The organism is Nostoc sp. DedSLP03, assembly GCF_034530815.1.
Lineage (GTDB): Bacteria > Cyanobacteriota > Cyanobacteriia > Cyanobacteriales > Nostocaceae > Nostoc.
Map to the genome: position 1 here is coordinate 41,018 of NZ_JAVRCK010000035.1, position 14,488 is coordinate 55,505.

Sequence of the window (14,488 nt, forward strand, 5' to 3'; positions counted from 1 at the left end):
ATGACTAACGACTAATACTTCGACTACGCGGTAGTTGAATCTCGACTTCGCTCGATTACCGCGCAGTCGAAACTCAGTACAAGTGACTAATGATTAATGACTAATGACTAATAATTAATGACTACTCTAAGCAGTTTGAGGTGATGCTTTTCTATTAACTCCTGTTTTTGTTTCAGGTACACAGAACCAAAAAACTGCTAAAGCCACAACTGCGATCGCTGCTAAAATCAAAAAACCAACATTGTAACCAGCACTTTTAACCACAAATCCAGCTAGCACGTTGCTTAAACCCGCACCAATGCCAATAGCAGTATTGAGCATTCCTTGGGTAACATTAAAGCGTCCCGTGCCTTTAGTCAAATCAGCTACCATTAACACGGAAAGCACACCAAAAATCCCGCCTGCAATACCATCCAGAATTTGTACAGAAACGAGAAAATAGGGATTGCCCGAAAGTGTATACAGCACTCCTCGAATCGGTAAGACGGCAAAGCCCAGCAAAAATATGGGTTTTCGGGCTGTATGTGCAAAACGCCCAGCCAAGTTAGACACTGGAATCATCACTAACTGAGCGACAATGATACAAGCAGACATATAAACTGTGTCACTTGTGCCTTTACCCTGTGCCAATTCTTGACCAACTAGCGGTAACATGGCAGCATTGGCAAAGTGAAACAGAACTACTGCAATACTAAAGAATAAGATTTGGCGATCGCTCAATAATTGCAATATGCCTTCATGGTGCTGTTGATGTTCTTCTTTATCTTCGTCCTCACCCTCTTCTGCATCTCCACGCGCTAGTTCGTGGTCAATCTCTCTTTCACGAATCATCCTCACTGAAATAATACTGCCCACAGCCATAGCTGCAACCAAGAAAAATATTGCCTTGCGGGCAATAAAGTAACCCACTAAACCAGCGAGAGTAGCAGCTAGCAGATTTCCTGTATGGTTAAATGTTTCATTACGACCTACCCGCCTATCTAATCTCTCATGTCCTACCAGTCCCAGAGTAATAGCAGTAATCGCAGGTGGGAAAATTGCAGCAGCAATCCCAATCATAATCTGAGAGCCAATGACAACAGGCAAATTGGGGAACAAGCCCATAGCAATAGAGCCGATAGAAACAAACACAGCCGCCAGTACAATCAACATCCGTTTCTGGCGTAGCCTGTCAACCAATGCACCAGCTGGTGTTTGGGCAATAACTGTGGCAATTGCCGAAGCTGACATCGCCAATCCAATTTGAGCCGGATTCCAATTTGCTGAGGCTTTCAGGTAAATACTCAGATATGGCCCAACACCATCGCGCACATCCGCGAGAAACACATTCAAGTAATCAAGCGATCGCAAACTCTTCTTACTCGGTCTTCGCTCTTTTTGCATAAGTCTTTAATGATATTTTGTGAGCTATGGAGCAGTCACAATACTCTTATGCAAAAATCGTGCCAAATCAATAGCGTCCGGCTGTCTCTAGCGAAAAAACCTTCTTTGTACCAGATTTTTAGATTTCAATTGCAATTTTTTATGTGGATATCAGTGCGATCGCCAAAAGAAATCCCCTCTGCTTTTGCCATAGTAAAGTAATTACAACGCAAAGGGGATTTCATTTTGATTAATATTTCTGTAGAGGCAGGTTTTAAGAATAATTTTGGCAAAAAAGTCGTTTATTTGATTTAAAACCCACCAAAACCTATGTTGTATTGATTTTTAGCTGTGTAGTCAGTTGGGCTATTTCCAATCGGGAATTTCAGCGTCTTCACCACCAATCCCGATTCCAGTGTTAAATATTTCCGCATCAGTAAGATTTAGATCGTTCATTGATGCCTGATACACATTAGAATCGTGAATCGTAGCCCGAGTAAAATTTACTCCGTTGAGATTAACTTGCTTTAAATTCACATTGGTTACATAAGCAGATGTTAGGTTAGCACCTGCTAAGTTTGCACCAGTTAAGTCAGCACCTTCGAGGTTAGCTCCTACAAGGTTAGCTCCTTGGAGCTTTGAGCCTCTCAAGTCAGCACCAATTAAATGAGCGCCACTGAGGTTAGCTCCTGATAGTTCGCACCCAACACATTCCCCAGTTGAAAGCAGCTTTTGTAAATCTTGTGGATTCTCGGCTCTAACCGAGCTAGCGAAAAATAGGGGTGTTGCTAAGGCCATGGCCGCTAATAGCTGGAGTTTCATAAATTTTCCCCCTTAATAATCAAGTTTGCGTCCGTTCTGTCCCTCACAACTCTATTATCTCACTAAACTTCGTGAGGTCAATGTCTCTTGTGACAATCTATCTCCTGACAAGGTAGTTGCGATCTGAAACCCAGATAAAAGTGATGTCAAAAATGCCATTAACTCTGAATTTTTGGCAATTTTTACCAAATAATTCTTCAAAAACGCTCCCTCTTAAATTACTATTAAATCTTTAAAAATTAAAAGCTGGCGCTATCCGCTATCGCTAATTTTATGAGTATTTATACTTTATTTATCAATTGATAGTTTAGCTTAAGTCCTCAGAAATTCTCGCATATACTGATCAACTAATTCCGGCTGTTCTTGCTGCACCCAATGGCCACAATTAGGAATGTACTTGATTTGAAAATCCCTGACATAAGCTGCGGTGTCGTAGGTTAATTCCTTGCCAAGTGCAGGGTCATTTTCTCCCCAAATCATCAGTGTTGGCACTTCCAGAACGCTCCAATTTGGATTTCCCATTCTTTGTTGAAAAATATTGCGGTAGTAATTCAACATTGCTGTGAGGGCACCGCGTTTTGCAGCAGCATTTTTATAAGCGTCAATATCCGCTTTACTGAAAGTACTCTTGTTAACTGCCAAACTTTTAAAAGTTGTTTCAATAGCTTGGTAGTCTGAAGATTGTAAAAGTAATTCTGGTATCCACGGTAGTTGAAAGAAAAATACGTAGTTGCTACGTAGCAACTGTTGGGGAGTGCGTAACCCTTGGGCAAATTTGGCAGGATGAGGCAGGTTAAGAATGATTAATTGTTCTAACATTTCGGGGTGACTGTATGCGAAATTCCAAGCGATCGCACCACCCCAATCATGTCCAACTAATACACATTTTTGGTATCCTAATACTCTAATTACTCCCTCAACATCTTTGATAAACTCATCCATGACATAAGCGGATTGCTCATTTGGTTTATCACTATCATTGTAACCACGCAAGTCAAGGGCGACCACTTTAAAGTTTTGGGCAAATTCTGGTATTTGATGCCGCCAAGAGTACCAAAACTCAGGAAAACCATGCAACATCAACATTAAAGGCCCTTCACCTTGGGTAACGTAGTGTAGTTTTATCCCATTGGTAGTTATATATTCGTGTTTCCAAGAACTTTCTATTAGAGACATGATTAATCCAAATTCAGCATTAAAAAATACTAAATAGTAATACTGTACTTAATAAATGTAATATTATTTTGATTAGCCTTACATCTATTAAAAGACAGTATTCAAATAGTGATTTTTTGCAAAAATATTAGACAATTTGCCTTACGGTAGATGTAAATCGTGGGTGAATTTTGGTAAAATTATAGATATAATAATTCTCTCTCACTACTCATGACACAACAGTTGACAAACCATCCTTCATTGTGGGTTGAGCGACTGGGACGATTTGGCTATATTTCTAAGGGAGTAGTTTACGGTATAGTTGGACTACTGGCAGCACAGACAGCTTTTGGCAGGGGTGGTAAAACAACTGATACGCAAGGCGCTCTCCAAACAATCGTCAACCAGCCATTTGGTCAATTTTTGCTGACTCTAGTTGCAATTGGCTTGATTGGATACGTAATCTGGCGTTTTGTACAGGCAATTAAAGACCCAGAAAATAAAGGTAATGATGCCAAAGGTTTAGCAGTACGAATTGGTTACGCAGTTAATGGCTTGATTTATGCAAGTTTAGCCTTAAGTGCTGTGAAAATCGTTATCGGTGCAGGCAGTGGTAAAAATAGTAGTGATTCTACTGAAGATTCCACAGCACGTTTGCTTTCTCAACCCTTTGGTGAATGGTTAGTTGGAACTGTGGGGGTGTTTGTAATTGCTCTAGGTTTCTATCAGTTTTATCAAGCTTTTAGTGGCAAATTTCGTAAACAACTCAATTTAACTGAATTAAGCAACACACAAGCCCAATGGGTAATGAGGATTTCCAGATTTGGTTTAGTGGCACGGGGTATTGTATTTTGCATTATTGGTTGGTTTTTAATTGAAGCTGCAAGACAATCAAACGCCGCTACCGCAGAAGGTTTGGATGAAGTATTACAGACGCTAGCGCAACAGCCTAACGGAGCATGGCTTTTGGGTATTGTGGCACTAGGTTTAGTTGCCTATGGGATTTACACAATAATACAAGCGCGGTATCGTCGGCTAGTCAATGTTTAGATAGTGCAGTGTCGAGAATTTCAATCAAACAGAATTCAGGAGTCAGGAGTCAGGAGTCAGAATTCAAAATTAATTCTGTACGATTGGCAAACGAATAATCGGGTTTAAAATCCCTACAAAACAAGAAAATTTGGCCCACTAATTGCTTCTGACTCCTGAATTATTCTTCAAAGAAATGGCAATAATAGAAACCCGTGGTATCTGGCTGACTACTACTGATAGTAAGGTTCTTAGGTCAAAGCAACGCATTGCCGAGGCGATGGATTTCCTGGCCGAGACAGGATTTAATGTGGTGTTTCCAGTTGTTTGGAATAAGGCAGTAACTTTATATCCTAGCCAAATAATGCAGCAGACCTTTGGAGTCGAAATTGACCCGATATCTGTAGGTCGCGACCCTTTAGAAGAGGTGATAATTGAGGCGCGGCGAGTCGGATTGAAAGTCATTCCTTGGTTTGAATACGGTTTTGCCAGTTCCTACAATTTGAATGGTGGTGTACTTTTACAAAAAAAACCGGAATGGGCTGCGCGCGATTATAAGGGTAACTTACTGAAGAAAAACGGCTTTGAGTGGTTGAATGCACTCGATCCACAGGTGCAGGAATTTTTCTTAAACTTAGTGCTGGAAGTTGCGAATAATTATGATGTGGATGGTGTTCAAGGAGACGATCGCTTCCCTGCATTACCTTCTGAAGGTGGCTACGATCGGGTAACTGTCAACCGTTATCGCCAGGAATTCGATCGCAATCCGCCACAGAACGCCAAGGATAGACAATGGTTACAGTGGCGTGCAGATATTCTCACTGAGTTTTTGGCACGTCTCTATCGGGAGGTGAAAGCGGTGAATCCTAATTTATTAGTAGCGATCGCACCTAATATCCATGATTGGGCATTTCAGGAATATCTGCAAGACTCACCCACATGGCTGAAACGGGGAATAGTTGATATGATTCAGCCGCAGATTTATCGCCGTGACTTTAGGAGTTATTGTGCGATCGTTGATAAACTAGTAAACCAGCAATTTACAAATACAACACTGCCCAAGTTAGCACCAGGAATATTGATGAAGCTTGGCTCTTACTGTATTAGTCCAGAATATCTGGTGCAGGCAATTGAATACAATCGTCAACTTGGCATTCAAGGAGAGGTATTCTTTTTTTACGAAGGTTTGCGCGAGAATAACAATACCCTTGCTCAAGTTTTGCGAAATGGGCCTTATGCTAAGTCTGCATCATTTCCCACTCTGTCAGATTTGAGTGCAGGTGGTGTGAGTCACAAGACGACATCTTCTATTTGGTCAGGAATGGAAAATTTGTTAAAAAAGATTTTTTAAGGGAAAAGGCGCGTGGAATATAAATTGCCAGTGGAAAAGGTAATTAATACTTTAAAAGAAGATTTACCGACACTTTTTGAAAAAGATATCTCTTATGACATTTATACACAAGATATCTATTTTCAAGACCCCGTGAATACATTCAAATACAAATTTAACTATCGCATTATATTTTGGACTTTACGATTTCACGCATGGCTATTTTTTACTCAGATTTACTTTGATGTGCATGAAGTTTATCAGTCAGCCGAATACACGATTTTAGCAAAGTGGACGGTGCGGGGAGTGTTGCGCGTTCCCTGGAAAGCAGGGTTGCTTTTTAATGGCTATTCAACGTATAAACTCAATCAAGATAATTTGATATACGAGCATATCGATACCTGGGATAGAAAGCCAGGAGAGATTTTACAACAGTTTTGGCAAAGACAAGGAGACAGCTAGTTAGCGATTATGTAATCAACACCATATCAAATTGCTACGCTATGCTTTAGTCATTCGCTCACAAGGTACTGTTATCGACAAATTTCAGCATAAGCCTTGTGCACTTTCTTAGAAGATGAATGAACAAGTATTTTTCATCACATCAAAGCCTCGGAAACCTAACCCCTTAATCTCCCAACACCGCGAGGGAATGGGGGTTTCAAATCCTCTTTTTGCTTAACTGGCATTTTAACTATTGATTTAGCATATTTAGTACTGAAGAACCATCAAAACTATCAATTAAGCTAATATCTTGAGATCGCAAATTATCTATCTATAAATTTGACAATAGAATGAGTTTGACCGCTCTAAAATTTTATTTACTTTCTAGTTTAATTACTAACTTATATTGTATTGCATATATTAGGCATTCTAATAGTTCAAACCTGTATTTATCAATACAATTAATTTATAATTGCTTTAAAGTTAATTTATGATTACATTTTAGCGCTTGCTAGTTGCTTGATAGTTATTCCGCCACAATAATTTCTGATGTTCAATAGCTGACTTCTTTTGCCTGTTGCTGACTTCTGCTAATTTGTCCTGAATATCAAAAAGCTTATTAGGATTGATAAATTAACTATGCAATTTAACGATCGATTGATTAACTTACCTAGTTTAAATCATGTTATAAATTATTCCCCATTAACGATTAACCCTGATAGTTTTGTAATCGAAGCTATTTTATTGATGAGTCAACAAGGATGTATTAATTATGCATCTAGCAACTTAAATTATTCGCTGAACTTAACTCTTGGAAATCAACCACAATCTAGTTGTGTCTTGGTTATGGACGGAGGAAATTTATTAAGCATTTTTACTGAAAGAGATGTAGTTAGACTTATAGCTTCGAGAATAGATTTATCTGGAGTGACAATGGCTGAAGTGATGACGCAGCCAGTAATTACCCTTAGACAATCAGATTCTCAGGATATTTTCATCGCTTTATCGTTATTGCGCGAGCATCAGACTGGCTATTTGCCCGTTTTAGACGATCGCGGACAATTGGTAGGAGTCATTAACGAGACTAGCTTGCTACAAGCCTTTGACTTGGTAAAAATGGTAGGGGTCGTTGAAGGCTTGCAGCAATATTTACAAAAACCCAGAGATGAATTTAGCCAGGTTAATCAGGACACAGAGATACAGCAAGTGTGCTGCCAGACTCAAAATAACTTAAAGCTATGGGTTGAGGCACAATCGGCTGAAATTATGCAAGTTAATCAGGAGCTTCAGCAAGCCCTCGAAGAACTCCAGGTTGTGGAAGAAGAACTGCGCGAACAAAATGAAGAGTTGGCCGTTGCCCGCGAACTAGTAGAATTGGAGCGTCAACGTTACCGGGATTTGTTTGAGTTCGCTCCAGATGCTTATTTGGTAACTGATACAGCAGGTATTATCCAAGAGGCTAACCGAGCAGCAGCAATCTTGCTGGCTATACGCCAAAACTATTTGGTAAACAAACCATTAATTTTATTTATTCCTTACCAAGACCGCCAAACTTTTAACACTCGATTAATTAATAAACAGCAGGAACAGAAGTGGGAAGCTTACTTAAAACCACGGGGAGGTACAGCTTTTCCGGCTAGTATTAAAGCCGCTGCCATGTACGATTCAAAGGGTAAGCAAGTTGGCTGGCGCTGGTTACTCTGCGATATTAGCGAACGCCACCAGGCAAAGGAATCACTGCGCCAAGCTTACGAGGAGTTAGAACAACGAGTGGCGGAACGGACAGCAGAACTTGTGATGTCCAATATCCTGTTGCAACAAGAAATTACCGTTAGCGAAGCTGCCCGAAAAGATCGCCAACGCGCAGAAGTTGCATTACGCCAGAGCGAAAATCTCTATCGCCAACTCGTGGAAAGCCAAACTGACATAATTATCCGCATTGATTTGCAAGGGCAGATTACCTTTGCCAATGCAGTTGCTTGTCAAACTTTCGGTTGGAAACAAGATGAGTTTCGCCATCGGTCAATTTTCCAATTTCTTCATCCAGATGACTTGCCTGAAGCGATGGAAGATATGGCAACTTTAGGATCTTCATTCCATCCCTTGATTAATCGCGAGCGACGTGCATTGACAGTCAACGGTATCCGTTGGTTTCAATGGAATGCGATCGCAATTCGTAACGACAAAGGAGAGGTTTTTGAAATTCAAGAGGTAGGCAGAGATATGACCGAACAGCAAGCTACGCTACACGAACGCCAACTTGCCGAAGCAGCACTGCGCCAAAGTGAGGAGAAATTTCGCAAATTTGCCGAAAACACCCACGCAGTTATCTGGATTGCCAGCACAAATTCATTCCGAACCTTGTATGTCAGTCCTGCCTATGAAAAAATTTGGGGTCGCTCTTGCCAAAGTTTATTGGAGCGGCCTGAGTCTTGGATAGACTCCGTTCATCCAGACGATCGCGATCGCTTAATTATTGCAGTAAAGCAACAGCTTATTAATGATTCAGTTTCAATAGAATATCGAATTTTGCGACCTGATGGATCGATGCGCTGGATATGGGATCGAGGCTTTGCTATCTATGATGAGCAAGGAAAAGTTCAATACTATGGTGGCATCGCCGAAGATATCACCGAACGCAAACTGGTCGAAGAGTCATTGCAAGAAAGTGAAGCGCGATTGAGTTTAGCTACCGAAGCAGCCCAAATTGGCATCTGGGAGCAAAACCCGATCGCTAATACTGGTATTTGGTCTGCCAATATGGGGCCACTTTATGGTCTACCGAGCAATACCTTGTGTCCAACCTATGAAGATTATCTCAATTTAATCTATCCAGAAGACCGCGAATCTGTGGCTGCGAGTATAGCGCGGATGATTGAGCAAGGAAAGGGATCTATAGAGTATCGAATTGTCTGGCCCGACGGCAGCCTACACTGGTTAAACTGCAAAGGTCAGGTTTACTATAACGAAATTGGTCAGCCGATCCGGATCGTCGGCACAAATAGAGATGTCACTGAGCGCAAGTTGGCAGAACAAAAAATCTCTGAACAAGCCGCTTTACTTGATATTGTTACCGATGCCATATTAGTTCGAGATTTCCAGTCTCAAATCTTATTCTGGAATCGAGGTGCAGAGCGGATGTACGGTTGGCTGTCTACAGAGGCGATCGGAAAAAACCTCCAGGAGATTTGTTACACAGCAGGAACTCAGCAGCAATTGGAAGTACCTCTGAAAAAGGTAATTGAGAGTGGCTCGTGGCAAGGTGAGTTAAATAAAGTTACAAAATCTGGTCAGAAAATTATTGTGGAAAGCCGCTGGACATTGATGCGCGATTCTGCGGGAAAACCCAAATCTATCCTGACTGTTGACACTGACATTACCGAAAAGAAACAACTCGAAGAACAGTTTTTTCGCACCCAGCGATTGGAAAGCCTTGGCACTCTTGCAGGTGGAATTGCCCACGATTTGAACAATATATTGACACCAATTTTGGCAGCGGCTCAATTGCTACAGGGAAGAATTTTACAAGATGAGGAGCGTTCTGGGCAACTGTTGGCACTTGTAGAAACCAACGCCAAACGCGGAGCAACTTTAGTAAAGCAAATCTTGTCCTTTGCACGAGGAAATAAAGGAGAGCGGACAATTATCCAAATCCAATATCTGATTTCAGAAATTGTCCAAATTGCCAAACAAACATTTCCCAAATCTATTGAACTTTCCACGTTTATCCCAGAAGGAATTTGGGCTGTAAATGGAGACATTACACAACTGCATCAAGTATTGATCAATTTGGTAGTAAATGCCCGCGATGCTCTACCAGATGGCGGTAATATCAATATTTCTGTAGAAAGTAAGTTTATTGATGAAGCTTATACGCGAATGAATCTTGATGCCAAGGTTGGGCATTATATTGTGATTACCGTTGCCGATAACGGAATTGGCATACCGCCAGACATAATAGATAGAATTTTTGAGCCATTTTTTACTACAAAACAAGTCAATTCAGGTACCGGACTTGGACTTTCAACAGTGCTGGGAATCATCAGAAACCACGACGGTTTTATCAAAGTGTCTAGCAATGTTGGTAAAGGCAGCAAATTTGACCTGTTTTTACCAGCAGTGGAAGCAACCCAAGCGTTCAACATAGAAGACCTGGATTTGCTTCCAGGAGAGGGAGAATTGATTTTGGTTGTGGATGATGAACCCCAAATTCGGGAGATTGTCACAATTATCTTGGAAAACCATAACTATAAGATACTAACTGCCAGTAATGGCATTGAAGCGATCGCGCTTTACGCCCAATACGAGCATCAAATCAATGCCGTATTGATGGATCTAATAATGCCAGAAATGGATGGAATCATCGCTATTCGCACCTTGCGAAGAATGAATATGCAAGTTCAAATTATTGCCTGTAGCGGACTCAACTCAATGGAAATCTTTGCTCAATCTGCTGATGCTAATGTACAAGCAGTTTTATTAAAACCCTATACGGGCAGAGAATTATTAAAAACCTTACACAATTTATTCAGAGGCTAGTAGTTCGCCAAGTTCACTTGGCGGGGTAAAGGGGAAAGGGGAAAGGTTTTAAATCCCAAACCCAGTACCCCCGCCCCTTTTCCCCAAAACCCGACAAGTATTGGAAAGGGACTCATGTTTTTTATCCCTTACCCTTTTCCCTTTACCCTTTACCCAACCTCCACCTAACATTTTTGGGTTGCCAGACTACTAGTAGCGCAAGGCAAAAGTCAAAAGTCGCGTCTGCTTGAATTTTGCGCTTTTTAGCAGATTTTGATGATTTCCTCACAAGTTCCTCAAATTTCTTTGCTAGGGTTAAAGCTAAGGCAAGTCGGCAAAATGGAGTTAATCCAGCTGATGAACATTATTAGGGAAATTAATCATGAGTTAGCGATCGCAGGGCAAATTACACTAGATCAGCTACAACAAATAGCCGATCGGGGTTATAAGTCTTTACTGAACTTACGTGTGGCTGACGAAACAGGTTTGCTGGCTCATGAACAGGAAAAAACTGAGCTTTTGGGATTGTATTATGTTAATTTTCCAACTAAATCTGAAGATATTAATCATCAATGTATGCTCCAGATATATGAACTCATCACTGAACTACCTAAACCGAGTCTGATACATTGTGATAATTCAATTCGTTCAGCTGCAATAGTATTTTTGTATATCGCTCTTAAACAGGGTATAGGCTTTGAAAAAGCCCTACAAAAAGTTATTAATATAGGCTTGATATAAGACTAGTAACGCTTCGCTTAATTCGTAATACTTCTCTACGAGAGGCTGCGCCAACGGCTACGCTCAGTACAAGTTCGTAATTCCCATTGTCTAAAGGTTTTAGACATTTCAAATGGGTAGCTAATTTACGCCGAACTGTAATAGTACCGCAAGGTGGAAGTCAAAAGCCAAAAGTCAAAAGCCAAAAGTCAAAATAATTATATTTCAAGCTTAGTAGCGATCGCTTCAATTTTTTTAGTACTTAGTTCAATAATTTTCCCTTGCTACCTTCCTCTACTTGCTCATTCCATAGATTTGAAGTTCTCACAGCCTTTCATCCCAGAGCTAGACGCAAAGATTTTTATAGTAATTTACGATTGTTTGGGGAATATACCTCAGCAAACCGAAAACTGGAAAGAAAAATGAGGTTATCACCTAGCTAAATTTCTGGAATTCGTCATCATGTATGAACTAGTTCAAGCTCTCTCCAACGGTGATGAAAAAACTGCTCTACATCAGTTGATTTATGCGTTGAGTGTTTCAGGTAAGCATTACTTCCTAAGAAATGAAATTTTGCAAGCTTTTGGTGATTACTGCGATCGATCCCAAAAGCCAGCCTATTTTTATCACTCTTCTTCTGTTGGCAAACTAATACAATATACTCACGAAATCATTCTCGAAGAGGAAAGAACTTGGTTCGTGATTCGACCGAGGATTGCGAATCAAGAAGTTTGGCAACTGACAGCCGATAGCAGGTTCGAGCAGATGACACCTCAAGCGCTGTTAGATGTGAGAGATCGTTTAGTCAACCGTTACCAACCCCATATCCTCGAAATCGACCTCCACCCCTTCTATGAGAGTTCTCCAAAAATTGACGATGCGAGAAATATTGGTCGAGGTTTAGCCTTCCTCAACCGTTACCTGTGCAATCAATTGTTGACTGACTCTGAATATTGGGTAGAAATGTTATTTAAAGCATTACATAGGCTGCAATGCAATGGTATTCGTCTGTTGTTAAGCGATCGCATTGACTCCGGTATTCAGTTAGCCAAACAAATTAAGCTAGCGCTGAAATTCCTGAGCGAGCGATCGCCTGATGAACCTTATGAAAAATTCCGCTTCGATCTCCAAGAACTCGGCTTTGAGCCGGGTTGGGGTAACACTGCGGCGCGAGTTTCTGAAACTTTAGAACTTCTCGACCGACTCATTTACTCCCCAGAACCCGCCATTTTAGAAGCTTTTGTGGCCCGCGTCCCCGCCATCTTTCGCGTCGTCCTCGTTTCTGTCCACGGCTGGGTTGGACAGGAGGATGTTTTGGGAAGAGATGAAACACTCGGTCAAGTTATCTACGTCCTCGAACAAGCTCGCAGCCTAGAAAACGAACTACGCGAACAAATCAAACTCGCTGGACTCGACCAGCTAGGCATTAAACCCCATGTGATTATTTTGACTCGATTAATTCCTAACTGTGAAGGCACATTTTGTAACCTGCCTTTAGAAAAAGTCCAAGATACTGAAAATGCTTGGATATTGCGCGTTCCTTTTGGTGAATTCAATCCAGAGATTACGAATAATTGGATTTCTAAATTCGATATTTGGCCTTATTTAGAGCAATTTGCTGTAGATGCAGAAAGAGAATTACTAGCTCATTTTCAAGGCAAGCCTAATCTAGTTGTTGGCAATTACAGCGACGGTAATTTAGTAGCCTTTCTGCTATCTCGCCGAATGAAAGTCACCCAATGTAACATTGCCCATTCTTTAGAAAAACCTAAACATCTATTTAGCAATTTATATTGGCAAGATTTAGAAGATAAATATCATTTTTCGGCACAATTTACCGCCGATTTGATTAGCATGAATGCAGCTGACTTTATTATCACATCGTCCTATCAAGAAATTGTCGGTACGCCTGATACCATCGGTCAATACGAATCATACAAGTGGTTTACGATGCCGCAGTTGTATCATGTAGTTGATGGCATTGATTTGTTTAGTCCTAAATTTAACTTCGTGCCGCCGGGAGTAAATGAAAATATTTTCTTTCCCTACAGCCAAAAAGAAAACCGAGATTCTAAACTTGGCACACAAATCCACGATTTACTCTTTACTCGCGAAGATGCACAAATTCTTGGTTATTTAGAACGCCCCAATAATCGACCAATCTTTGCCCTTGATACCATCAATTCAATCAAAAATTTCACTGGTCTAGCTGAATGTTTTGGTAAAAGTCAAGCGTTACAAGAGCGTTGTAACCTGATTCTGTTAACTACTAAACTGCATTTACACGAAGCTAGCAACCCAGAAGAAGCAGAAGAAATTCAAAAACTCCACGACATTATCGACCAATATCAAATCCAAGGCAAGATTCGCTGGGTGGGGATGCGTGTTCCTAACCGGGACATCGGCGAAGCCTACCGAGTAGTTGCAGATTCTCAAGGAATTTATGTCCATTTTGCCCGTTTTGAATCCTTCGGTCGGAGTATTTTGGAAGCGATGATTTCTGGCTTGCCAACTTTTGCTACTCAATTTGGCGGTTCTTTAGAAATTATCGAGAACAAAGAAAACCAATTTAATGTTAATCCTACAGATTTAGAAGGAACAGCAACGAAAATTTTAGACTTCCTTGAACAATGCGATACTCATGCTAAATACTGGCAAGAAGTTTCAGAATGGATGAGTCAGCGAATTCATCACAAATATAATTGGCATTTACATAGCAATCAATTACTACTGCTTGCGAAAATGTTTAGTTTTTGGAACTTTGTTGCTCCCGAAAATAACGAAGCTAGAGATCGCTACATGGAAACCTTATTTCATCTCATTTATAAACCTAGAGTCGAAAAGATTTTGGAAAAACATCAGGGAGTGGGGAGTGGGGGATGAGGGGGATGAGGCAATACGGTTCGGTTAAGATCCCCCTGCCTACGGCGATCCCCCTTAAAAAGGGGGTAAATAGGAGGAAAAGCCCCCTTTTTTAAGGGGGGTTGGGGGGATCTCCGAGAGCCAAATATACTAACCGAACCGTATTGGGGGATGAGGGGGATTAGAGACTTGTTAATCCACCTCTGAACTCCGTTAATCCACCTCTGAACTCCGTTAATCCACCTC

General features: G+C 40.9%; 9 protein-coding genes. 6 read left to right on the top strand and 3 right to left on the bottom strand.

What is annotated here, in order from left to right; translation table 11 throughout:
- Nucleotides 1–126: 126 nt before the first annotated feature.
- From RM368_RS18095 to RM368_RS18105, 3 genes are all read right to left on the bottom strand, one after another.
- Nucleotides 127–1,383, bottom strand: a complete 1,257-nt coding sequence (locus tag RM368_RS18095) for an MFS transporter (protein ID WP_322695343.1) — start codon at nt 1,381–1,383, stop codon at nt 127–129.
- 345 nt (nt 1,384–1,728) lie between these two features.
- Nucleotides 1,729–2,184, bottom strand: coding sequence for a pentapeptide repeat-containing protein (locus RM368_RS18100; RefSeq protein ID WP_322695344.1), 456 nt, complete (start codon nt 2,182–2,184; stop codon nt 1,729–1,731).
- Between the two features lie 312 nt (nt 2,185–2,496).
- Nucleotides 2,497–3,360, bottom strand: a complete 864-nt coding sequence (locus RM368_RS18105; RefSeq protein WP_322695345.1) for an alpha/beta hydrolase — start codon at nt 3,358–3,360, stop codon at nt 2,497–2,499.
- A 210-nt stretch (nt 3,361–3,570) separates the two neighbouring features.
- Between RM368_RS18105 and RM368_RS18110 the strand changes: the two genes are divergently transcribed.
- The 6 genes from RM368_RS18110 to RM368_RS18135 all read left to right on the top strand — a co-directional run bounded on the left by RM368_RS18110 (nt 3,571) and on the right by RM368_RS18135 (nt 14,263).
- Nucleotides 3,571–4,389: a DUF1206 domain-containing protein gene (locus RM368_RS18110; protein ID WP_322695346.1), complete on the top strand. Its 819-nt coding sequence runs from the start codon at nt 3,571–3,573 to the stop codon at nt 4,387–4,389.
- A gap of 175 nt (nt 4,390–4,564) precedes the next feature.
- On the top strand, nt 4,565–5,719 hold the full coding sequence (locus tag RM368_RS18115; protein ID WP_322695347.1) for a glycoside hydrolase family 10 protein: 1,155 nt from the start codon (nt 4,565–4,567) through the stop codon (nt 5,717–5,719).
- Nucleotides 5,720–5,731: 12 nt separating this feature from the next.
- Entirely contained in the window at nt 5,732–6,160 is a 429-nt protein-coding gene (locus tag RM368_RS18120; RefSeq protein ID WP_322695348.1) for a DUF2358 domain-containing protein, read from the top strand.
- Between the two features lie 621 nt (nt 6,161–6,781).
- Complete coding sequence (locus tag RM368_RS18125) at nt 6,782–10,681, top strand: PAS domain S-box protein (protein WP_322695349.1); 3,900 nt, start codon at nt 6,782–6,784, stop codon at nt 10,679–10,681.
- A 336-nt stretch (nt 10,682–11,017) separates the two neighbouring features.
- Nucleotides 11,018–11,401 carry a beta-lactamase hydrolase domain-containing protein gene (locus tag RM368_RS18130; RefSeq protein WP_322695375.1) on the top strand — a complete coding sequence of 128 codons (384 nt, stop codon included), beginning with the start codon at nt 11,018–11,020 and terminating at the stop codon, nt 11,399–11,401.
- Nucleotides 11,402–11,842: 441 nt separating this feature from the next.
- On the top strand, nt 11,843–14,263 hold the full coding sequence (locus RM368_RS18135) for a sucrose synthase (protein ID WP_322695350.1): 2,421 nt from the start codon (nt 11,843–11,845) through the stop codon (nt 14,261–14,263).
- Nucleotides 14,264–14,488: the final 225 nt, after the last annotated feature.